At 61.7% G+C, this 23,818-nt stretch carries 11 protein-coding genes; 5 read left to right on the forward strand and 6 right to left on the reverse strand.

Annotation, left to right across the window (positions count from 1 at the left end):
• Positions 1-101: 101 nt before the first annotated feature.
• From ACM6J5_RS16445 to ACM6J5_RS16460, 4 genes are all read right to left on the reverse strand, one after another.
• Positions 102-329, reverse strand: a complete 228-nt coding sequence (locus ACM6J5_RS16445; protein ID WP_057713869.1) for an MbtH family protein — start codon at positions 327-329, stop codon at positions 102-104.
• A gap of 81 nt (positions 330-410) precedes the next feature.
• Positions 411-1,811: an aspartate aminotransferase family protein gene (locus tag ACM6J5_RS16450; protein ID WP_095945832.1), complete on the reverse strand. Its 1,401-nt coding sequence runs from the start codon at positions 1,809-1,811 to the stop codon at positions 411-413.
• Between the two features lie 266 nt (positions 1,812-2,077).
• Complete coding sequence (locus tag ACM6J5_RS16455; RefSeq protein ID WP_095945833.1) at positions 2,078-3,403, reverse strand: ATP-binding protein; 1,326 nt, start codon at positions 3,401-3,403, stop codon at positions 2,078-2,080.
• Positions 3,400-4,080: a response regulator gene (locus tag ACM6J5_RS16460; protein WP_095945834.1), complete on the reverse strand. Its 681-nt coding sequence runs from the start codon at positions 4,078-4,080 to the stop codon at positions 3,400-3,402. Before ACM6J5_RS16460 ends, ACM6J5_RS16455 begins: the two co-directional genes overlap by 4 nt.
• Positions 4,081-4,374: 294 nt before the next feature.
• Between ACM6J5_RS16460 and ACM6J5_RS16465 the strand changes: the two genes are divergently transcribed.
• The 5 genes from ACM6J5_RS16465 (at position 4,375) to ACM6J5_RS16485 (ending at position 9,632) form a co-directional block, all read left to right on the forward strand.
• Positions 4,375-5,067, forward strand: a complete 693-nt coding sequence (locus tag ACM6J5_RS16465; RefSeq protein WP_414928981.1) for a hypothetical protein — start codon at positions 4,375-4,377, stop codon at positions 5,065-5,067.
• Positions 5,068-5,226: 159 nt separating this feature from the next.
• Positions 5,227-6,963: a protein-disulfide reductase DsbD gene (dsbD, locus tag ACM6J5_RS16470; protein WP_150673614.1), complete on the forward strand. Its 1,737-nt coding sequence runs from the start codon at positions 5,227-5,229 to the stop codon at positions 6,961-6,963.
• Positions 6,963-7,817, forward strand: a complete 855-nt coding sequence (locus ACM6J5_RS16475) for a TlpA disulfide reductase family protein (protein WP_095945837.1) — start codon at positions 6,963-6,965, stop codon at positions 7,815-7,817. Before dsbD ends, ACM6J5_RS16475 begins: the two co-directional genes overlap by 1 nt.
• Entirely contained in the window at positions 7,793-8,560 is a 768-nt protein-coding gene (dsbG, locus tag ACM6J5_RS16480) for a thiol:disulfide interchange protein DsbG (protein ID WP_095945838.1), read from the forward strand. Before ACM6J5_RS16475 ends, dsbG begins: the two co-directional genes overlap by 25 nt.
• A 124-nt stretch (positions 8,561-8,684) precedes the next feature.
• Positions 8,685-9,632 (forward strand): hypothetical protein, encoded by a 948-nt coding sequence (locus ACM6J5_RS16485; protein WP_095945839.1) that lies wholly within the window; start codon positions 8,685-8,687, stop codon positions 9,630-9,632.
• A 94-nt stretch (positions 9,633-9,726) separates the two neighbouring features.
• On the opposite strand, the gene ACM6J5_RS16490 is transcribed toward ACM6J5_RS16485, so the two are convergent.
• Together ACM6J5_RS16490 and ACM6J5_RS16495 are read right to left on the reverse strand one after the other, a co-directional pair.
• Entirely contained in the window at positions 9,727-10,551 is an 825-nt protein-coding gene (locus ACM6J5_RS16490) for an alpha/beta fold hydrolase (RefSeq protein ID WP_414928982.1), read from the reverse strand.
• Positions 10,552-10,741: 190 nt separating this feature from the next.
• Positions 10,742-23,740, reverse strand: coding sequence for a non-ribosomal peptide synthetase (locus ACM6J5_RS16495; RefSeq protein WP_414928983.1), 12,999 nt, complete (start codon positions 23,738-23,740; stop codon positions 10,742-10,744).
• Positions 23,741-23,818: the final 78 nt, after the last annotated feature.

Below are 23,818 nucleotides of genomic sequence, written 5' to 3' on the forward strand. Positions count from 1 at the left end.
AGGAGCGAGCCTGCTCGCGATAGCGGCCTGATAGGCGACACAAGACCTGAAAAAGCCCGCTGACCGTTACCAGTCCAGCGGGCTTCTTTTTGCATGACCAATCAGTGCGCCACAGCCGCCTGCTCGTCCATTTTCTGCCGCAGGCTCAACGGGCGCATGTCGGTCCAGGTTTCTTCGATGTAGGCCAGGCATTCCTTTTTCAGCCCGCTTTTGCCCACGGTGCGCCAGCCTTGTGGCACGGCTTTGTAGTCGGGCCAGATCGAGTACTGTTCTTCGTGGTTGACCACGACCTGAAAGAGGATGTCCTCGCGGTCGAATACTGACGTCATGGTGTCTCTCCATCGTTATCGGGTGGGCTGCGCTGTGTGCACAGCCGTTATGTAGAAGGAACGGTCCGCAGGGCGGAAAATTTAAAGACTGGTGGTGGCGGCGGTCAGGGCCTGGCCGAAGATTTCGGCCACGCGATCGATCTGCACGGCAGTAATCACCAGCGGCGGCAGGAAACGCACCACCGCGCCATGGCGGCCACCGAGTTCCAGAATCAAGCCACGCTTGAGGCATTCGCGCTGCACCAGGGGTGCCAGGCGGGCGAAGGCCGGCGGATGGCCTTGGGCATCCAGTGCGCCTGTCGGGTCGACCAGTTCGACGCCGAGCATCAAGCCACGCCCGCGAATGTCGCCCAGTTGCGGGAAATCCCGCTGCAGGATGCGCAGGTGCTCGGCCAGTCGCTCGCCCATCGCGGCGGCATGCTCACAGACCTTGTGTTCGACCAGATAACGCATCACTGCGGACCCGGCGGCCATGGCCATCTGATTGCCACGGAACGTCCCGGCATGGGCACCCGGCAGCCAGGTGTCGAGCCAGTCGCGATAGACCACCACCGCCAGCGGCAGGCTGCCACCGATGGCCTTGGACATCACCACGACATCGGGAATGATCCCGGCGTGCTCGAAGGCGAACATTTTGCCGGTGCGGGCGAAGCCACTCTGGATTTCATCGACGATCAGCGCGACACCCGCCGCTTCGGTGATCCGCCGCACACCGCGCAACCAGTCCAGATCCGCCGGGATCACCCCGCCCTCGCCTTGCACCACTTCCACAATCACCGCCGCCGGCAATTGCACGCCGGCCTCGGGATCGTTGAGCAGGTTTTCCAGATAACTCAGGTTGGCCTTGACCCCTTGCGCGCCGCCAAGCCCGAACGGGCAGCGGTAATCGTAAGGGTACGGCATGAACTGCACGCCACTGCCGAGCAAGGCGCCCAGGGGCTTTTTCGGCCCCAGGCTGCCCATCAGGCTCAACGCGCCCTGACTCATGCCGTGGTAGCCCCCCTGGAACGACAGCACGGTGCTGCGACCAGTGGCGGTGCGCACCAGCTTCAGTGCCGCTTCCACCGCGTCGGTGCCGGTCGGGCCGCAGAACTGGATCTTCGCTTCAGCGGCGAGGGCTGGTGGCAGCAGACCGAACAGATCCTGGACAAACCGGTCCTTGACCGGGGTGGTCAGGTCCAGGGTATGCAGCGGCAGTTCATCGGCCAGCACTTGCTGAATGGCTTCGATCACCACCGGGTGGTTGTGCCCCAGGGCCAGGGTTCCGGCGCCGGCCAGGCAATCGATGAAGGTGCGGCCTTCGACGTCTTCGACATACAGGCCCTTGGCGCGCTTGAGTGCCAGGGGAATGCGCCGTGGATAGCTGCGGGCGTTGGATTCCTGCCGGCTCTGACGGGCGAGCAGCGGCGATTCGTTGAATTGATAAAGCGTCTCGGCGGACGTCGCCGGCTGCTCTTCGATAAGGCTGGTAGCGACTGACATCTCTCGACCCCTCAATACGCTGTGAATAGTGACCAAAACTGCACACCGGGCAGGTGCGCGTTCCGGTCACGGGGCGCACTTGTCAGGTTTTCCTGTTCTGGAAACGCATCAGCGCTGGAAGGATTTAGGCGGTAACACGCAAACCTCGGTAGGAGCGAGCTCTGCTCGCGATGGACTCAAGAACACCGCGTGCATTCAGAAAGCACGCGTTATCGTTATCGACCATCGCGAGCAGAGCTCGCTCCTACAGTGGTATGTGGTGATTTTCAGACCGGTTGCAGCGGCATCGTCAGCTCAACCCGCAAGCCGTCCGGCCGGCTATCGAAATGCAGGGTGCAACCGCAACGCTGAACGATGGCCTGGACAATCGCCAGCCCCAGACCACAACCGGTGCTCTGGCCGTTGCGCCAGAAACGCTGGGTCAGGTGTTGCAGGTCTTCTTCGGCGATCCCCGGCCCATGGTCGCGCACCACGAACTGCACACGATCGCCGGTGGTTTCCAGGCTCAACTCCACCGTTTTGTCGGCAGGGGTATGGCGCAGTGCGTTGTCGAGCAAGTTGCGCAGCGCGGCAATCGACAGCACAGCGGGCATTTGTACCGGCGCGGCGGAAACCTTGCCCGGCGCCTGAAACCTGATGCGCTGGCGATCGCCGCTCGCCGCGTCCTGAATCGCCAGTTTCGCCACTTGCTCGGCGTTGCATTGCACACCGTCGTCAAACGACAGACTGCCCTCGACCCGCGCCAGCAACAGCAATTGTTCGAGGGTCCGGTGCATGCGGTCCGCCCCCTCTTCGGCCCGGGCCAGGGACTGATCCCGGGCGCTGCCGTCAGTCATCCGCGCCACTTGCAGGTGGGTCTTGATCGCGGTCAGCGGGCTGCGCAGTTCGTGGGCCGCGTCTCCGGTCAGGCGACGTTCGCGCTCGATGGTCTTGCCGATGCGCTGGAGCAACTGGTTCTGGGTTTCCAGCAAGGGTTGCAGCTCGCTGGGCAGCGGCTGGATCTGCAAGGGTTCGAGGGAGTCGGCGCTGCGGCGCATCAAGGCGTCGCGCATGCGGTTGAGCGGCGCCAGCCCCTGACCGATACCCAGCCAGAGCAAACACAGGCAACCGAGCAGCGCCACACCCACCGGCACTGAAGCGGCCAGCAGGATCGACATGTTCAACGCCTCGCGCTCGATCTGCCGGTCGGCGGTGGTGATGCGCAAATCACCCCGGGCCAGTGTGAAACTGCGCCACGGCGCGCCGTCGATCATCTGATCGTGAAAACCGAGTTTCTCGGCCTCCAGAGTCTGCTGCGGCTCGGTGTGACTGCGAGCGAGGATTTCACCGCGCAACGAGCTGACCTGACAGGCCATGCCGCCCGGAATGTTCAGTTGTTCGGCGCTGAAATGAGTGCCCTCGCCCTTGCTCGGCACGGGCGGCAGTTGCTCCATCAGGCCGGCAACCATGCGTGCCGATGCCACCAGGCGCTGGTCGAGGGAAAACATCATTTGATTGCGCAAATCGCTGAGCATCCAGGCCGCGGCCAGGGCCCAGATCAAGGCAAATGCGGCGCCGAGCGTCAGGCTCAGGCGCAAACGCAGACTCATCACTTCGATTCTTCTCCGCCATCAGCCGGCCCCAGGCGATAGCCCAGGCCGCGCACCGTCTCGACAATACCATTGCCAAGTTTACGCCGCAGGTGATGGATATGGACGTTGAGGGCATTACTCTCCAACTCGTCGTTGAAGCCATAGACGCTGTCCTTGAGCTGCTCGGTGGACAACACCCGCCCACGGTTGTGTAACAAGGCTTGCAGCAGCGCCTGTTCGCGGCGCGACAAGTCCACCGGCAGCCCCGCGAGCGTGGTTTCGCGGCTGCTCGGGTCGTAGGTCAGGGCGCCGTGTTCGATCAGGTTGACGCTGCGCCCCGCCACCCGCCGCAACAGCGTGTGCAAGCGTGCAGCGAGTTCGCGCAGATCGAACGGCTTGAGCAGATAGTCGTCGGCGCCGGCCTGCAGGCCATCGACGCGATCGGTGACCGAGTCACGGGCCGTGAGGATCAGCACCGGCAGTTCCAGACCGTTATGGCGCAACTGCTGCAACAACTTGAGGCCATCTTCGTCGGGCAAGCCAAGATCGAGCACCATGACGTCGAACTCCGCCACCTTGAGCATCGCCCGGGCTGCTGACGCCGTGGCCACATGTTCCACGGTCAGGCCCTGGGCAGTCAGGCCGGCGACGATACCGCTGGCGATCAGTTCATCGTCTTCGCAAACCAGTACGTGCATGGGCGCTCCAAAAGTAAAAACCAGAGTCAAACACCTGTGGATTAAGGCGCAATTATGACAAGGGGACCGACTGACGAACAGCACGAAAAAGCTCCAGCCCATCCGTCGCGCCCGACACGCGTGTTTACAGGAACACGCAAGTTTGATGACCTCAACTAGCATGGAAATATAAAGCCGATAAAAACACCTTCAACTTACTCTAGCAAAAACGATAATCTCGCCCCAACTTCGAAGACCGAAAACAGCACATCTCGAAGTACTTCACCACTTAAACATTCTGAAAGGAATCAGATCATGCCAGAACTTAAAAATTTTGTAGCTACCGACCACCGCAGCGGACCCGATCGCATTTACTTTTTCTTCAAGGACACGAACACCTACTCTCGCTTCAACTTGGGGGACAACAAGGTCGCGGACAATCACCCCGCCTCTGTAGTCTCGCACTGGGACGACTTCGACCAACATGTGAAAGACCTGTGCTTCGGGTTTAACACTTCGGGCCGTAACTGGAATCTCGAATTCGAAAGTGATATGACTTGGTTTTTCTATTACGATGGCAATAAACCGATGGTATGCAAGTACGATCAACACAACGACAAAGTAAAGTTCAAAAAAAACATTTCAGAAACTGACTGGTCGCCACTACTACCTTACTTCGACAAAATTATTGGTGTCATGTGGGATGAAAAGGCGGAAATCAAGCACACTTTCCACATACTGCTGAATGACGGAAACTACTTCATCTACAATCCGTGGTTAAAAAAAGCATCGAAATTAAACCCGCTCAAAGGCTCGATGTGGAGCAAACTTGAGCAATATAAAGATCGCATGATAACGACAGTACTTAACGACCACCCACTACTTGACACATTTTTTTATATCTTCCTGACCAAAAATGAATATCTGAGATTTGACGTAAATAAACGGAGCATATCGGATCCGATCGCGATCGATGAAGAGTCGTGGCCAGGACTAATTGTAAAATAGGCATCCGCGCCCACATGATTCGGGTACCCGTCATCGATCAACTGTCTGAAAAGCCGGAATCAAACGACGCATTTTTAATCCCACAACGGATGGGGTTAATCATCGGTTAATCGCCACCCGCCACCGTGCACCTCATTAGCACAGGGCAAAGGCTTATCCATGCGTCGTCTGTTTTTACTTTTTACCCTAATGATCGCGGGCCTGGCCCAGGCGGGAACCAGTCCGTTCGACACCAAACCTGAATTTCTCCCGGTTGATAAAGCCTTCACGTTTACCTCTGAACGTCTGGATTCCGGTGAAACCCAGCTCTATTGGCAGATCACCGACGGCTATTACCTGTACCAGAAACGCTTGAAGTTCGACGGACTGCCCGTCGCGCAGCATCCCGCGTTGCCGGAAGGTGAAACCCACAGCGACGAGTTTTTCGGCGAGCAGCAAGTCTACCGTCAGGGCCTGGAATTGAAGATTCCGGCGGGGGCCAGCGGCCAGGTCAAGGTCAGTTACCAGGGCTGCGCCGATGCCGGCTTGTGTTATCCGCCGCAAACCCGGGTCGTGGACCTGGGTAACGCCAATACGCAGAGTGTGGCCAATGAAGCACCGGATCAGGCACTGGCCAGTAGCCTGCAGCAACGGGCGCTGGGCTGGAGCCTTTTGCTGTTCTTCGGCCTGGGCCTGTTGCTGGCCTTCACGCCTTGTTCATTGCCGATGCTGCCGATCCTGGCCGGGTTGATCGTCGGCAGCGGCGCCACGCCCAGACGTGGATTGGCCCTGGCCAGCAGTTACGTGATCAGCATGGCGCTGGTGTATGCGGCGATGGGTGTCCTGGCCGCCTCCCTCGGGGCCAACCTGCAAGCCTGGTTGCAGAACCCCTGGCTGCTGGGGAGTTTCGCGGCGATTTTCGTGCTGCTGGCGCTGCCGATGTTCGGCTTCTTCGAACTGCAGCTGCCAGTGGCCGTGCGTGATCGCCTGGAAAACGTCTCACGCAATCAACGTGGCGGCAACCTGATCGGCGCCGGCGTGCTGGGGGCGCTGTCTGGTCTGCTGGTCGGCCCATGCATGACCGCACCGCTGGCCGGCGCCCTGCTCTACATCGCGCAAAGCGGTAACGCGTTGCATGGCGGGCTGATCCTGTTCGCCATGGGCATCGGCATCGGTGTGCCACTGTTGCTGCTGGTGACCGTCGGCAATCGCTTCATGCCCAAACCCGGTGCCTGGATGAACCTGGTCAAAGGCATTTTCGGCTTCCTGTTCCTCGCCACCGCATTGTTGATGCTACGCCCGGTGCTCGACGAATCCCTGTGGGTCGGCTTGTGCGGTGCGCTGCTGTTGATCGCGGCCTACAGCGCCTGGAAACAGTCGGAAGGTTTTGGCCGTATCGCACACCTGTTTGGCGCCAGTTCGTTGTTGCTGGGTTTGTGGGGTGGCCTGCTGGTGATCGGGGCGGCCGGCGGCAGTGATGATCCGTTCAATCCATTGCAGGTCTTCCGCGCCTCGGACCAGGCGGTGACCGCCGTGCCGGTTGGCCACGATGCCTTCACCACTCTCAAGGATCCGCAGGCACTGCAACGGGAACTCGACACTGCCCAGGCTCAGGGCCAGTGGGTGCTATTGGACTACTACGCCGACTGGTGCGTGTCGTGCAAGGTCATGGAAAAACAGGTCTTCGGCAAAACCCGTGTCCTCGAAGCCTTGAGTGATGTGCGCTTGCTCCGACTGGACGTCACCGCCGACAATGCCGCCAGCCGCGAACTGCTTGGCCGTTACAAAGTGCCAGGGCCACCGAGCCTGCTGTGGATTGGCGTTGACGGTGAAGAGCGGCGCAGCCAGCGCATCACCGGCGAGGTCGATGCCGATACTTTCCTGCAACGCTGGACCGCCACCCGAGACGCTCGTTAATGCTGACCTTCACCCTCGGCACCTTTGCCATCGCGCTTAATCACCTGCTGCTGATCAGTGCGCTGGCGCTGGCCACCTTTGTCGGCTGGCGGGTCGCCAAGCGTGGTGGTGAAAACCCCGAATCGGTACTGTTCAGTCTGTTCCTGCTGGGCATGCTGGCGGCCCGAATCAGTTTCGTGGTGGCCTATTGGGTGCACTATCGCAACGATCCGTGGCAGGTCATCGACCTGCGCGATGGCGGTTTTCTCGCCTGGCCGGGGGTGATTGTGGTTTTGCTCGCCACGCTGTATCGCGGCTGGCGTCGCCCGGGGCTGCGTCGCCCATTGGGCTATGGCGTGGCCAGTGGCCTGGCGTTCTGGCTGCTGGCGACGTTCTCCCTGTCGATTTATGAACAAGGCACACGCCTGCCGGAAATCACCCTGCGTAACGCCGCCGGCGAAACCGTGCAACTGGCCGACTACAAGGGCGGCCCATTGGTGATCAACCTCTGGGCTACCTGGTGCCCGCCGTGCCGCCGGGAAATGCCGGTGCTGGAAAACGCCCAGCAACAGCGTCCGGACCTGACGTTCCTGTTCGTCAATCAGGCGGAAAGCATGCAAAGCGTCGCGACCTTTCTGGAAACCCAAGGCCTGAGCCTGTCCAACGTGCTGTTCGACGGCAGCGGGCGTCTGAGTCAGGCCGTCGGTTCCATGGCGTTACCGACTACGCTGTTCTACAACCCCGAGGGTCGCCTGCTGGGCAGCCATCTGGGCGAGTTGTCGGAAGCCAGCCTGGCCCGCGCGCTGGAAAACTTCGACACCGTACCCGCCACCTCTTCAAGGAAATTGCCATGTCCCGCCTCCGCCACCTGCTGACCCTGAGCCTCGGTGCCGCCCTGTTGCACCTGCCATTGGTGCAGGCCGAAGAGTTGCCCGATGCGATCAAGAAAATCGAGGCCAAGGGCGCGAAAATCGTCGGTCAGTTCGACGCCCCCGACGGTTTGCGCGGTTATGCCGCGCAATACCAGAACCGCGGCATGGCGCTGTACCTGACCCCGGATGGCAAACACGTGTTGCTGGGCAACCTGTATGACGCCCAGGGCAATGACCTGAGCAGCGCGCCATTGCAGAAACTGGTGTATGCCCCGATGGCCAAGGAAGTCTGGGCCAAGTTCGAAACCAGCAACTGGATCGGCGACGGCAAGAAGGATGCGCCGCGCGTGGTGTACCTGTTCAGTGACCCGAACTGCCCGTACTGCAACATGTTCTGGGAGCAGGCCCGGCCGTGGGTCAAGGCCGGCAAGGTGCAGTTGCGCCACATCATGGTGGGCATCATCCGCGAGGACAGCCCCGGGAAATCCGCCGCACTGCTCGCCGCCAAAGACCCGGAAAAAGCCCTGCAGGATCACGAAGCGGCCGGCAAGGACAGCGCGCTCAAGGCCTTGAAGGAAGTGCCGCCGGTGATTCAGGCAAAATTCGCAGCCAACATGCAATTGATGGAAGAACTGGAACTGCAGGCGACCCCGGCGATTTTCTACATGGACGACAAGGGTAATCTGCAACAGCAGCAAGGTGCGCCGTCGCCGGACAAGTTGGCGAAGATTCTCGGGCCTAAATAATAATCCGACATCCATCTTGGACTAACAAAAGGCAATACAATAACACTTGGCTGACCTTTAGAGCCATCAGATAGTCTTATCTTGGCAATGGATAGACCTTCGATATAACTCAAGGACGAATAAAATGGTCAGCGAATTCACCAGAAACTTTGAACCAAGCGCGATGGTTACCGAACTCACCGTATCGATAGCCATCGACAACGATTACTGGGCCGGCACCGACGACAGCATTTATATAAGCATGGGCCACACAACCAACATGCAACTGCTGAAACAGGCCCCGAGAGCCGGATCCAACACCACCATCGAAGTTGATATTTTGAGATTATTTGGAAAACCAAGCATACACATCAGCGAAATAAACCATGTGGGAATTTATCAAATTCCGACAGATCATCCGCTGGACAATGATGATTGGGAACTAGGAAGCGTGACGCTGACCGCAAATGGCATTTTCAGTAATTCATCCTTCAGAAAAATCCACCAATGGCTCGGGAATCACTCAACACACCTGCATCAGGTCTGGGCCGGACAGATCGAATGGTCTGCATGGTCAAACACTGATAAACGTCCTATCGATCTGAATGCCCAGACCTATCCGGTCAGATGGCTGCCCTACATCGCCGATCTGAAATCCTGGCGCACTTACGATCCGTCGAAAATTGAAGGTGTGGGCCAACTAATCGGAATGATAGACGGGAAACTGATTGGCGAGCTTTTGAAAACACGAGAAACCGAGATCCTGCACCCCAATGCAGACAATGATAGTTATACTTGGGTGTATACACCGGAAGGATCAATAATTTATCGGCGCTGGAAACACGCAGATACTCAGAATTACATACGACACAGTCAACTTGGCAGCGGTCGCCCCGTGATTTGCGCGGGCGAATTCAAAGTTGAGTCGAAGACAAATTCCACCCCCATTAAAAATGTGATCGTTCACATCAACGATGCGTCCGGCCACTATAAGCCTGATGGAGGATCTTGCCTGAGATACGTAGCAGAAAAGTTAAGCGCATTGGGTATCGACGTGAGTGACACCCAATGGTGTTGGACAGCGAGATCTTGAGTATCAGGTATATCAGCCCAAATCGGCCCGCTTTTACAACAACCCTGCAAACCGCAGAATCAGTGTAAAAGCGAGGCTGTTGATGATTTTGCATTCAAGCGTTTCGCGAGTTTTGCTCCGTCAAAAACGCCAGCAAGGTTTCAGTCACAAACCCAGGATTCTCCAGATTGGAAATATGCCCCGCCTGCGGCACCAGTACCCAGGGGCAGCCAATCAGCTCAGCCATTTCACGGGCTTCACCCGGTGGTCGAGGTTTGTCCTGATCGCCGCACATCACCAGTGTGGTCGCTGCGTCCAGTTCGCCCAGTCGTGGCAACAGATCATCCCGCCCAAACGTAATCCGCCCCATCGGCACGATGCTTTCACGCAGGCGATCCGCGGGTAGAGCCTCCAGAGAAGCGCGAAAATCCCGGTAGAGCGCCGACTGCGGATCAATGCCCGGCCGGAAGAAAATCGGCACCACGACATCCAGCAGCGCTGGCGTGATGACACCCGCCTCTTCGATCTGCTTCAACAGTGCAAAGTAATACTGGCGAGTCGGTTCCGGTTCGGCGCCGACGTAGGTGTCCATCAACACCAGGCCATTGATCCGGTGCGCTGCCGACAGCGCCAGGCGCACGCCCCACATGCCACCGACCGACAAACCGGCCAGCGTGACCCTTTCGATGTCCAGGTGGTCGAGCAAGGCCAATGCCTGACGCGCCAGGTCATCCAGCGATGTCGTACCGACAGGCAACGGCCCGGATTGGCCGTGCCCCCACAGGTCCAGGGCGATCACACGATACTGTTGCGACAGCGCGGCAATCTGCGGCGCCCACATGGCCTGGTCCCACAGATAGCTGCCGACCAGCAGCACCGCCGGGCCGGTGCCTTGATCGATGTAGTGAAGGGCTTGTCCGTCCAGGGTTACGAAGGGCATCGAGTGTCTCCGCTAGAAAAATGGAGGAGGAAGACTGAGCGGCTGACGGACAGCCGTCAATCGCCAGAATGTATGCGTTTGTACTATCGCCATCGCGGGCAAGCCCGCTCCCACAGGGTTCGAGGTGTTCACCGACCATGAGTACACCACCTAACTTGCCCGCGATGGGGCCGGTACTGACGCTAAAGGATCAAAGCCCCTCCAGCTCCGCCATCAGGTCATTCAAGCGATCCACCTTCTCCTCGGTGAGTTCGCTCACCGCCAACCCGTCGATGTACCGGGCCAACTCTTCCACCGTGCTGCACTCGAACATCGCCCGCAACGGCACATCCCGTTGCAGGGCTTTCTGCACCCGCGAGGCGATTTGCGTGGCCAGCAGCGAATGCCCGCCCAACTCGAAGAAGTTGTCGCGAACGCCTACCTGCTCGACCTTCAATACTTCGGCCCAAATGTCTGCCAGGCTCTGCTCCAGCTCATTGCGTGGCGCCTGGTAATCCTGACGTTGCAGTTGGCCGATCTCCAGCGCCGGCAGGGCCTTGCGGTCCAATTTGCCATTGGCGTTGAGCGGCAGCTTGTCCAGCCACAGCCAGTGCAGCGGCACCATGTATTCCGGCAGTTCGGCACGCAGGCGTTGCTGGATGCGCTCCAGGCGTTCAGCCGGATTGAGCACTGAATCGACCGCCACCAGATAGCCGACCAGGTGCTTGCCGTTCGCCCCCTCCTGTACACCGACCGCTGCATCGCGGACTTGCGGTTGTTCATGCAGGCGAGCCTCGATTTCGCCCAATTCGATGCGATAACCGCGGATCTTCACCTGATGGTCGATGCGACCGACGTACTCCAGTACGCCGTCACTGCGACGACGGGCCAGGTCGCCGGTGCGATACAGGCGCTCACCCGGTGCACCGAACGGGTTCGGCACAAACACCGGTGCCGTGCGCAGCGGATCGCTGACATAGCCGCGACCGACCCCGGTCCCCGCCACGCACAACTCCCCCACCGCGCCGAGCGGCACCGGTTCCAGCGCTCCGTCGAGCAGGTACAACTTGTTGTTGTCGGTCGGCGTACCGATCGGCAGGTAGCTGCCGCGAGTCGACGCCATATCAACACGGAAGAACGCCACATCATCCGAGCACTCCGCTGGACCGTAGGCATTCACCAGCCCGATCTGCGGATAGCGCAGCAACCATTGATGCGCCAGTTCCGGTGGCATCGCCTCACCCGTCGGCAGCATCCAGCGCAAGCCGTCGAGGCTCATGCGTTCCTGGGCGAGCATGCCCTGGATCAGCGACGGCACGCTTTCCAGCACGCTGATGCCCTGGCTCTGCACATGGGCCAGCAAGCCTTGCGGATCGTGGGCGATGGTGTTCGGCACGATGTCCACCCGTGCGCCGAACAACGGCGCGGCGAGGAACTGCCACACGGAAATATCGAAGCTTTGCGAAGCGGTTTGGGCGATCACGTCGGCGTCGCTCAGGTTCAGGTACGGCACCTTGCTCAACTGGTTGTTGAGCATGCCGCGCTGTTCGACCATCACGCCTTTGGGCAAACCGGTGGAGCCGGAGGTGTAGATCACATAGGCGAGATTGTCCGGGTCGCTGTAGATACCTGGATTGTCCGCCGACAGCGCAAGGGCCTGGACGTCCTCCCAGACCAGCAGCCGTGGTCGGCTGGTGCTGCCGAACTCCTCAAGCAAGGCCTGCGCCTGCTCACGACAGGCTTGCGTGCACACCAGCAATGGCGTGCGACTCAGATCGATGATCCGGCTCAGACGCTGACTCGGCAAACCCGGGTCCAGCGGCAAGTAACCCGCCCCCGCCTTGAAGCTGCCAATGATCATGCCCAGCAAATCGAGGCTGCGTTCGGCCAACAAGGCTACCGGTTGATCACGACCGACACCGGCGGCGATCAACGCATGACCGAGGCGGTTGCTGCGTTGGTTAAGCTCCAGATAACTGCACTGCCGGTCCAGACAACTGGCGGCAATCCGCTGCGGGTGCCGGGCGACCCGGGATTCAAACAGTGCAACGTAGCTCTGCTCCAGCGGGTAATCCTGTTCGCTCTGGTTGCAGCCATGGATGAGGAAGTCTCGCTCCTCGGCCCCCAGCAGCGGCAGATCGGCCATGTCGCCATGGAAACCCTCCACCAACGCCAGCAGCAAACGCTTGAACTCACCGAGCATGCGCTCGACCGTGGCCTCATCGAAGTAGCGCTGGTCGTAGGACAGGTGCAAGCCCAGGTCATCCCCCGGATAGCACACCGCCGTGAGCGGGAAATTGGTGTGGGTCCGGCCCGAATCCGAGGTCGCGTTGAGGCTCTGCGCACGGTCCAGCACCGAGACTTCCACAGGGGCGTTTTCGAACACGAACAGGCTGTCGAACAGCGGCTGGCCCTTGGGCAGTTCGCTTTGCTCCTGGATGTTCACCAGCGGCAGGTATTCGTATTCACGCAGCTGCATGTTGTGGTCGAGCAGACCGCCGAGCCACTGGCGCACGCTGCAACGCTGGCCGTCCTCGGGCATATTCACCCGCAGCGCTATGCTGTTGATGAACAGGCCGACGGTGCGCTGCATCTGCGGCATGTCCACCGGACGCCCGGCCACGGTGACGCCGAACAGCACATCGCGATCACCGCTCAAGCGCCGCAGCACCAGCGCCCACGCCGCCTGGACGAAAGTATTGATGGTCAGCTGATGGGCCTGGGCCAGTTCGCGCAGTTGCGCGCCGTCACGGGCATCGAGTCTTGTGTAGCGGTCGCCGACGATCATGCCGCCGCTGTCGCCGGCATGTTCGCGCAGCAATGGCCGGTCGCTCGGGATCGGTGTGGTCCGTTCGAAACCCTGCAGGTTGGTTTTCCACCACTGCCGCGCTTCGGCCAGGCTCTGATGCTGCAACCAGCCGATGTAGTCGCGATAACGTGGCGGCACCTCCAACTGCGCTTCCCGGCCTTCGCCGAGGGCGCTGTAGATCTCGAAGAAATCATTCATCAGCAGCGAACGGCACCAGGCATCGATGAGGATGTGGTGGTTGCTCATCATGAACCAGTAGCGCGCCTCCCCCACACGGATCAAACGCAACTGGAAGGGTGCCTGGTTGAGCAGATCGAACCCGGCTTCGCGCTCGGACTTGAGCAAAAGTTGCAGCTTCGGTTCTTGGTCGGCTTCGGCGAGATCGCGCCAGTCGAGGTATTCGATCGGCGTGCTACCCGGTTTGTGGATCACTTGCAGCATGTCTTCGCCGACGTTCCAGCAGAACGACGCGCGCAACGCTTCGTGGCGGGCGATCACCGCTTGCCAGGCCTGGGCGAAACGCTGCGGGTCGAGTTCGCTGTTGATGCGGTAGCGGTCCTGCATGTAGTACAGGCCGGTACCCGGCTCCAGCAAGGTGTGCAAGAGCATGCCTTCCTGCATCGGGGTTAGCGGGTAGACGTCTTCGATGGCGGCGGCCGGGACCGGCAGCGAATCCAGTTGTGTCTGGCTGAGATTCGCCAGGGGGAAGTCCGACGGCGTCAGGCCACCCGCGTCATCGCGCAGGCAATGTTCGATAAGACTTTGCAGTTCACCGAGGTAAGCGTCCGCCAACTCGTCGATGGTTTGCGGATCGAAGCGTTCGGCGCTGAACGTCCAGCGCAGCACCAGTTCACCGCCATATACCTGACCGTCGACGCTCAACTCGTTGGGCAGCGGGGCATTGGCATCGTGGGCCGCGCCGATGGCTTCATCCAGTGGATGGAACAGCGCGTCCGCCCCGAAACTCTGGTCAAACTGGCCGAGGTAGTTGAAGGTGATCGGCGCCACCGGCAACCCGGCCATGCGCTGGCGACTCTGGTCATCGGCGAGGTAGCGCAGCACGCCATAACCCAGGCCTTTGTGCGGCACGGCACGCAGTTGCTCCTTGATCGCCTTGATCGACGCACCCTGCCCGGCGGCTTCTTCAACGTTCGACGGGGTCAGGCGCAGGGGATAGGCGCTGGTGAACCAGCCGACGGTGCGGGTCAGGTCGATCTCGTCGAACAGCGCTTCGCGACCGTGGCCTTCCAGTTGAATCAGCGCCGATGGCTGACCGCTCCAGCGGCACAGCACGCGGGCCAATGCGGTCAGCAGCAAGTCGTTGACCTGGGTGCGATAGGCACTCGGTGCCTGTTGCAGCAACTGCCGGGTACGCTCGCTGTCGAGGCGCACGCTGACGGTTTGTGCATGCCGGTTCTGCCGCCCGCCTTCGGGGTGATCGCAGGGCAAATCGGCAGTGGGTCCGGCCAGGTGAGCCTGCCACCAGCCCAGTTCTTCACGCAGGGATTCGCTGCCGGCGTAGGCCTGCAAACGTGCAGCCCAGTCCTTGAAGGCGCTGGTTTTCGCCGGCAGTTTCACCGACTGCCGCGCGTCCAGTTGGCGATACACGGTTTGCAGATCGTCCAGCAGCACGCGCCATGAAACGCCATCGACCACCAAATGGTGAATCGCGATGAACAGCCGTTGCTGGCCCTCGGGACCATCGACCAGCAACACGCGCAGCAACGGCCCTTGTTCCAGGTCGAGGCTGCGCTGGGCATCGGCGAACAAGGCCGTGCATTTGTCCATGGACGAAACGCGCACCAGCCGCAACACCGGCGCATCGCAAATCCCCTGGTGCATGGCCTGCCACTGACCGGCGACCTTGTTGAACCGCAGGCGCAAGGCATCGTGCTGTTCGATCACCGCCAGCAGCGCTTGCTCCAGGCGATGAGGTTCCAGGGCGACAGTCGGTTGCAGCAACAGCGCCTGGTTCCAGTGCTGGCGGTGCGGGATGTCGGTGTCGAAGAACCAGTGCTGGATCGGCGTCAGTCGCGACTCGCCCATAATCAAGCCTTGCTCGGCGCTGACCTGCTCGCTGCGAGTGGCCACGGCGGCGAGGGTCTGCACAGTCTGGTGCTGGAACAGGTCACGGGGGCTGAAGTGAATGCCCTGCTGCCGCGCCCGGCTGACCACCTGAATCGACAGAATCGAGTCGCCACCCAGTTCGAAGAAATTGTCGTTGAGGCCAACCTGCCCGACGTTCAGCACTTCGCACCAGATCTGCGCCAGCGTGATTTCAAGCTCGTTGCTCGGCGCCACGTAGTGTTGACGGTTCAGCTCCGGGTCCGGTGCAGGCAGTGCGCGACGATCGAGCTTGCCGTTGGTGGTCAGCGGCATGCTGGCCAGCAGGATCAGGTGCGTGGGCACCATGTAGTCTGGCAGTTGCGATTTCAGATGCGCCTTGAGAGCTTCGCGCAAGGCCGATTGCTGCGCTTCATTCTGTCCGGCGACGTCAGTCACCAGATAGCCGACCAGTTGCTTGCCGCTCGGGACATCGAGCGCCAGCACCACCGCTTCACGGATCGATTCGTGCTCCAGCAGACGGGTTTCGATTTCACCGAGCTCGATGCGGAAGCCGCGGATCTTCACTTGATGGTCGATGCGTCCGAGGTATTCCACCAGGCCGTCGGCGCGCTGGCGCACCAGGTCGCCGGTACGGTAGATACGCCCGCCGCTGGCGACAAACGGATCGGCGACAAAGCGCTCCGCGGTCATGCCCGGACGCTGGTGATACCCCTGGGCCAGGCCCGCACCACCGACGTACAACTCGCCCGTCGCGCCTTGCGGCACCAACGCCAGGTCGGCGTCGAGAATGTAGGCCACGCGGTCGCCGATCACGCTGCCGATCGGTACGCTGCCGGCACCCTCTTCCAGTACTTCAGGGGCAAGACCGGCCAGCGGCATGACCACGGTTTCGGTCGGGCCGTAGGCGTTGAAGAACCGGCTCGGCTGGAAGGCTGCGCGAATGCGCGCCAGGTGATCACCGGTCAGCGCTTCGCCGCCGGTGATGATCATGCGCACCGGCAGGGTTTCATTTTGCGTTGCCAGCCATTGCGCCAACTGGCCGCCGTAGCTTGGCGTGAAACCGAGGACGTTGATGTGATGACGACGGATCAGGCCACAGATTTCTTCTGCGTCCCACTGCCCTTGAGCCCGCAGCACCACCTGCGCACCGCTGAGCAACGGCACCAGCAATCGCTCGGTGGCGGCGTCGAAGTTGATCGAATAGAAGTGCAGTTCGCAATCGTCCGGGCGCATGCCAAAACGCTCGATCACCGCGCGGCAGTGCATGGCGATTTCGCCGTGGGACACCACCACGCCTTTCGGTTTGCCGGTCGAGCCCGAGGTATAGATCAGGTAGGCCTGATGCTGCGGCAGGCTGATCAGCGGCAGCTCGGTGGCCGGGTAATCGATCAGTTTTTCCGCGTCTTCTTCCAGGCACCAGCGACCCACCGTCGGCGGCACTTCACCCAGGGCTTTGAACATCGCTGCATCACTGAGCAGCAATCCAATGCCGCTGTCTTCGATCATGTAATGCAAGCGGTCCAGCGGGTACTCCGGATCCAGCGGCACATAGGCGCCGCCGGCCTTGAGGATCGCCAGCAGGCCGACGACCATCTCCAGCGAGCGCTGCAGTGCCAGGCCCACGCGCACCTGCGGCCCGACGCCACGCTCGCGCAGCATCCAGGCCAGGCGGTTGGCGCGGCTGTCGAGTTCGGCGTAGCTCAAAGTCTGCCCGGCGAAGGTCAGGGCCGGAGCGTCTTTGCGCGTCAAGGCTTGCTCGGCGAACAGGTGATGGATGCACTGATCCAGCCGGTGTTCGCCCGGCGCGACGCCGAGGCTATCGAGCAGATGTTGTTGTTCGCCACTCTCCAGCAGCGGCAGTTCGCTCAAGCGCTGCTGCGGGTCGGCAATCAGCGCCTCCAGCAGGTTGCGCCAATGCCCGGCCATGCGCGCGATGCGCGGCTCGTCGAACAGATCGGTGCTGTAGGTCAGGCAGCAACCCAGGCGATGGTCGAGGTCGGTGACCTCCAGGTTGAGATCGAACTTGGTCGCGCGGGCATCGTTGGCCAGGTACTCGACCGTCATGCCGGCCAAGCTGCGGCTTTGCTGGAACTCCCAGCGCTGCACGTTGCACATCACCTGGAACAACGGGTTGTAGGCCGCGCTACGCGGTGGTTGCAAGGCTTCCACCAGATGATCGAACGGCAGGTCCTGATGGGACTGGCCTTCGATCACCGTGTGGCGCACCTGCTCGAACAACTCGCCCACGGACATCTGCCCGTCGAGCCGGCAGCGCAGCACTTGGGTGTTGAGGAACGCGCCAATCAGCCCTTCGCTTTCCGGACGAATGCGGTTGGCCACCGGCGCGCCGATGCGCAGATCGGTCTGGCCGCTGTAGCGGTACAGCAGCGTCGCCAGGGTGGCAGTCATGGTCATGAACAGGGTCAGGCCGTTTTGCGCGTTGAAGGCGCGGACCTTTGCCGCGAGCTCATCGCTCAGGTCAAAACGATACAACTCACCCTGATGGCTTTGCACCGGCGGGCGCGGACGGTCGGCCGGCAACTCCAGCAATGGGTGTTCGCGGCCCAGTTGCGCGGTCCAGTAATCGAGCTGGCGCTGACGCTCGCCGGACTCCAGCCACTGACGCTGCCACACGCTGTAATCCAGGTACTGCACCGGCAACGGCGCCAGCGGTGACTCACGATCATCGACGAACGCTTCGTACAGCGCGCTGAGTTCCCGGGCAAAAATGTCCATCGCCCAACCTTCGGTGACGATGTGGTGCAGGGTCAGAACGAAGTAGTGTTCCTGTTCGGCGGTCTTGACCAGGCAGGCGCGCAGCAAAGGTCCGGTTTCCAGATCGAACGGCTGGTGCGCTTCGTCGTCGGCCAGTTGCTGGACCTGCCATTCTCGGACTTCGGCATCCAGCGCGGTGAAATCCTTCCACGCCATGCGCACGCCAGTTTGCGCGTGTACTTGCTGGCGGGCGACACCGTCGATGCTCGGGAACGTGGTGCGCAGGGTTTCGTGACGCAGGATCAGGGTTTGCAGCGCGGCTTCGAAACGCGCCACGTCGAGCACGCCGCGCAGCCGCGCCATGCCGCCGACGTTGTAGGCCGGGCTGTCGGGCTCCATCTGCCAGAGGAACCACATGCGCTGCTGGGAATAGGACAACGGCACCGGCTGGCTGCGGTCGACTTTTTCAATGGGCGGCTGTTTATTGGTGCTGCCGCTGGCCTGGATCAGGCGAACCTGTTCGGCAAACGCACCAAGCTCGCTGTGTTCGAACAGCGCCCGCAGCGGCAACTCGACGTCGCAGGCCTGGCGGGTGCGGGAGATGATTTGCGTGGCCAGCAGCGAGTGGCCGCCGAGGGCAAAGAAATCATCGCGCAAACCGACTTGCGCCAAACCCAGCACTTCGCGCCAGATACCGGCGATGGTTTGCTCCAGTTCAGTCTCTGGCTCGGCGTGTTCGCGCACCTGCCACTGCGGTTCCGGCAAGGCGCGACGGTTGAGTTTGCCGCTCGGGCCGAGGGGCATTTGTTCCAGGCGCATCAGTTGCGCCGGCACCATGTATTCCGGCAGTTCGGCGGCCAATGCGTTTTTCAGGCGGGCGGTTTGCTCGGCTTCGTCCCCGGCATTGCTCGCTGCGGTGTAATAACCGATCAACTGCGCCCCGGCCACGGTGTCGCGTACCAGCACCACGGCTTGCGCAACGCCGTCCTGGGCCAACAGCCGCGCCTGGATTTCCTCCGGTTCAACGCGGAACCCGCGCAACTTGACCTGCTGATCGAGACGACCGAGGTATTCGATCACGCCGTTGGCCGTCCAGCGTGCCCGGTCGCCGGTGCGATACAGGCGTGCGCCCGGCTCGCCCGACGGATCGACCACGAAGCGTTCGGCGGTCAACGCGGGGCGACCGAGGTAACCACGAGCTAAACCAACGCCGCTGATGCACAGCTCACCCGGCACGCCGGCCGGCACGGGATTCAAATCGCTGTCGAGCACGCGGCAGATCACGTTGCCCAATGGCCGGCCAATCGGCGAGCGTTCGCCATCGGCGCTGGAGCAATGCCAGTGGGTGACGTTGATCGCGGTTTCGGTCGGGCCGTAGCGGTTGTGTAATTGCACTGTCGGCAGTTGCATCAGCACCCGGTTGCGCAGCTCCGCCGGCAAGGCTTCGCCCCCGGAGAACAGCCGGCGCAGGCTGGTGCATTCAGCGCTGAGCGGTTCTTCGATGAACAACGAAAGCAGCGGCGGCACGAAGTGCAACGTGGTCACGCCGTAGGCTTGCACCAGCTGCGCGATGCGGTGCGGATCGCGGTGTTCACCGGGGCCGGCGATCAGCAAACGCGCGCCAGTGATCAGCGGCCAGAAGCACTCCCACACCGACACGTCGAAACTGATCGGCGCCTTTTGCATCAGCACATCGGTTTCGTTCAGGCGGTAAGTGTCCTGCATCCATTGCAGGCGCTCGGCCAGCGCGGCGTGGGTGTTGCCGACGCCTTTGGGCTGGCCGGTGGAACCGGAGGTGTAAATCACATAGGCGAGGTTGTCGCCGTGCAGATGCAGCCCTGGCGCATGGCTCGGCCAATTCTCCAGATGCAGGGCATCCATGGCGATCACGCTGACGCCGTCAGTCGCTGGCAGGCGCTCAAGCAATCGGGTTTGCGTCAGCAGCAATTCAACACCGCTGTCGCTGAGCATGTAGGCCAGGCGCTCGGCGGGGTAATCCGGATCCAGCGGTACGTAGGCGCCACCGGCCTTGATGATCGCCAGCAGGCCGATCAGCAGTTGCGGCGAACGCTCGCAGGCGATGGCCACGCAGACGTCCGGGCCGACGCCTTTGTCGCGCAGATAATGCGCCAGACGGTTGGCCCGGGTGTGCAGCTCGGCGAAGTCCATCTGGCCGCCGTCCCACATCATCGCGGTGCGCTGCGGGGTCTGGCGTGCCTGCTCGTTGAGCCATTCCGGTAGCCATTGGCTGGCCGCTGCGCAGGGTACGGTGGCCCAGTCTGATTGCTGAAGGTGTTCGGCGGCCGTCAACAGTGGCAGGTCACCAATGGTGGTGTCCGGTTGCTCGCAGACAGCGCGCAGCAGGTTACTGAAATGCTCGGCCAGGCGCTCGATGGTCGCGGCCTCGAACAATTCGCTGGCGTAGTCGAAGGACACGGTCAGGCGACCGTTGCGGTCTTCTTCGCTGTGCAACTGCAAATCGAACTTGGCTTCGCGGCTATGCCACGGCAGCTCTTCAGCCAACAGCCCCGGCAAGCGCTTCAAGGCGCTGAGGTCCCGTTGCTGATGGTTGAACATGACCTGGAACAGGCCCTGCTCGCGGGCCTGCGGGAAGGCTTCCAGCAGTTGCTCGAATGGCAGGTCCTGATGGGCTTGCGCACCCAATGCGGCTTGCCGGGTCTGCGCCAGCAGCTCAACGAATGGCAGGCGCGAGTCCACCTCGGCACGCAGCACCAGGGTATTGATGAAGAAACCGATCAGGCCCTGGGTTTCCAGGCGCGGACGGTTGGCATTGGGCACGCCGATGCGGATATCTCGTTGGCCGCTATAGCGATGCAACAAGGTCTGGAACACAGTCAGCAACAGCATGAATGAAGTCGATTCATGGGCCCGCGCGGTCTGCCGAATCGCATCGCTCAGGGCTGTGCCCAGACGCACGGTGTGGCGAGCGGCGCTGTGCAGTTGTTGGGCAGAACGTGGATGATCGGTGGCCAGGCTCAGGGGCGGATGCTCATCACCCAAGCAATCCTTCCAATAGGCCAGTTGCCGCTCGCCTTCCCCTTGCGCCAGCCATTGCCGTTGCCAGCTGCCGTAGTCTGCGTACTGCGTCGGCAATGGCGCCAGCAGCGCTTGCTGGCCTTGGGTCGCCGCTGCGTACAACCGAGAGAACTCGTCGATCAGCACATTCAGCGACCAGCCGTCAGCGATGATGTGGTGCATCGTCACCAGCAACTGATGGTCTTCGTCGTCGAGGCGAACCAGCGTCACCCACAGCAGCGGGCCTTTCTCCAGATCGAATTGGGTCCGCGCTTCGTCCTCGCGGATCTGCCGCGCCCGGGCCTCACGCTCGGCGGCCGGCAGGTCGCTGATGTCGATCAATTGCAGATTGAACCCGGCAGCCGCAACGACCTGTTGCAGCGCCACGCCGTCACGCTCGAAGAATCGCGTGCGCAGGGATTCGTGACGCTCGATCAACTGCTGGAAACTGGCGCGCAATGCCTCCTCATCCAGTTCGCCGCGCAGGCGCAAGCCGCCGGGAATGTTGTAGGCGCTGCTGTGCGGGTCGAGTTGCCAGGTGATCCACAGACGGTTTTGTGCCAGGGATTGCGGCATCGGTTGCTGGCGCGACAACGCCGTGATCGCGCCCTGGGCCAGGCCACCGTCCTGTTGCTGGCAGGCCACGACATCGGCGAATGCACCGAGGGTCGGGGCTTCAAACAGCAGGCGCAGGTTCAACTCCAGACCGAGCTCTTCACGCAGGCGCGCCACCACTTGCGTCGCCGCGATGGAGTTGCCGCCGAGCAGGAAGAAATGATCGTCGGCACCCACCTGCCCCACCTGCAACTGCTCACACCAGATCTGGCCGATCAGGCTTTGCAGCTCGGAGCCCGACTCGATCTGGCCTGCACTTTCGGTGGCGGCCGACGGGAACATCGCGTAGCTGTCGAGACTGCCGTCAGCCAGACGATTGCGACACGCCGAGCGCTGCAATTTACCGCTGGAGGTCTTGGGCAGCGCGCCCGGATTGAGCAACACCACCACGCTCGGTGCTTGCTGATACGCCTCGGCAACAGCTTGGCGAATGGCTTTTATCAAGGATTCGGGCGGCAGGATTTTCTGCACGCTACGGCTGATTTCGGCAGCGATGCCGATGCCTTCCTGACCGTCAACCGTGACGGCGAAGGCGGCAACCCGGCCTTTGCGCACCACTTCCACTTCGCGCTCGACGGTCTGCTCGATGTCCTGCGGGTACAGGTTGTGCCCGCGCACGATCAGCATGTCCTTCAGGCGCCCGGTGATGAACAGCTCGCCGTTGCGCAGGAAACCCAGGTCCCCGGTGCGCAGCCAGGTCTGCCCGGCGTGCCGGACAAAGGTCTTGGCCGACGCCTCGGGGTTGCGCCAGTAGCCTGAGGCGATGCTCGGCCCGCTGGCCCAGACTTCGCCGACAACGTTGTCGGCCTGTTCGCTGAGCAAGACCGGGTCGATGATCAGTACCGCGTGCGCCGGTTGGCTGATACCGCAACTCATGATCGGGCTGCCCTCGCCCGCTTCGACACGGTTCTGCGCCAGGGCCTGATCGTCCACCCGCAGGTTACCGATGCCTTGGCCGCGCGCGGTGCCGGCCACGAACAAGGTGGCTTCGGCCAGACCGTAGGAGGCCATGAAACTGTCCGCGGTGAAGCCGCAGGTCGCGAACTTCCCGGCGAAGCGCTCCAGGGTGTCGAGGCGAATCGGCTCGGAACCGGAATACGCCACGCGCCAGCCACTCAGGTCGAGCCGCTCCAGGGCCGACTCGCTGACTCGCTCACTGCACAAGCGATAGGCGAAATCCGGCCCGCCGCTGATGGTGCCGCCGTATTCACTGATAGCCTCCAGCCAGCGCAACGGCCGGCCGAGGAAGTACGCCGGGGACATCAACACGCAAGGCACGCCGCTGAAAATCGGCTGCAACAGGCCGCCGATCAGGCCCATGTCGTGGTACAGCGGCAGCCAGCTGACGATGACGTCGTCGGGGTTCAGGTCAATGCCGAAACCGTGGCGAATCAGCAACTCGTTGGCCACCAGATTGCCGTGGCTGACTTGCACACCTTTGGGCAGCGCGGTGGAACCGGAGGTGTATTGCAGGAAGGCGATGTGATCGTCCTGCAAGTCCACCGCGACCCAGCGTTCGGCCAGCGCACCGTCGAGGGTATCGACACACAGCAGCGGCGGCGCCCCTTCGATCTGCTGCAATCCATCGCGTAACCCGGCACCGGTCAGCAGCAAGCGCGGCTGGGCATCGCCGATGATCGACAGCAGGCGTTCCTGGTGATGACGCCGTGCCGACTCCGGCGGATAGGCCGGCACCGCGATCACGCCCGCGTACAGGCAACCGAAGAATGCCGCGACGTAATCCGGGCCGCTGGGGAACAGCAACACCGCGCGGTCGCCGACATCCGCCTGCGCCTGCAACGCTCCGGCAATCGTCCGCGCCCGCAGGTCAAGTTCGCGATAGCTGAGCACCACAGCCTGGTCCGGGGTCTCGGCGAGAAAGCGCAGGGCCACCCGATCCGGCGTCAGGGCCGCGCGGCGCTGAAGGGCTTGGACCATTGTGCTGGGGAGTTCGAACGCGTCGGTCATGAGGTTTCCTGCCTGATTTCGGCTGTAGGAGCGAGCTTGCTCGCGATGGACGTTAACGATGACGCGTTGCCATTGGAT

The sequence above is a fragment of the Pseudomonas sp. IT-P74 genome, from assembly GCF_949768175.1.
GTDB lineage: Bacteria > Pseudomonadota > Gammaproteobacteria > Pseudomonadales > Pseudomonadaceae > Aquipseudomonas.

Coding starts and splice junctions, on each gene's coding strand:
- ACM6J5_RS16445 (WP_057713869.1), bottom strand. CDS start 329: ATGACGTCAGTATTCGACCGCGAGGACATCCTCTTTCAGGTCGTGGTC.
- ACM6J5_RS16450 (WP_095945832.1), bottom strand. CDS start 1,811: ATGTCAGTCGCTACCAGCCTTATCGAAGAGCAGCCGGCGACGTCCGCC.
- ACM6J5_RS16460 (WP_095945834.1), bottom strand. CDS start 4,080: ATGCACGTACTGGTTTGCGAAGACGATGAACTGATCGCCAGCGGTATC.
- ACM6J5_RS16465 (WP_414928981.1), top strand. CDS start 4,375: ATGCCAGAACTTAAAAATTTTGTAGCTACCGACCACCGCAGCGGACCC.
- dsbD (WP_150673614.1), top strand. CDS start 5,227: ATGCGTCGTCTGTTTTTACTTTTTACCCTAATGATCGCGGGCCTGGCC.
- ACM6J5_RS16475 (WP_095945837.1), top strand. CDS start 6,963: ATGCTGACCTTCACCCTCGGCACCTTTGCCATCGCGCTTAATCACCTG.
- dsbG (WP_095945838.1), top strand. CDS start 7,793: ATGTCCCGCCTCCGCCACCTGCTGACCCTGAGCCTCGGTGCCGCCCTG.
- ACM6J5_RS16485 (WP_095945839.1), top strand. CDS start 8,685: ATGGTCAGCGAATTCACCAGAAACTTTGAACCAAGCGCGATGGTTACC.
- ACM6J5_RS16490 (WP_414928982.1), bottom strand. CDS start 10,551: ATGCCCTTCGTAACCCTGGACGGACAAGCCCTTCACTACATCGATCAA.
- ACM6J5_RS16495 (WP_414928983.1), bottom strand. CDS start 23,740: ATGACCGACGCGTTCGAACTCCCCAGCACAATGGTCCAAGCCCTTCAG.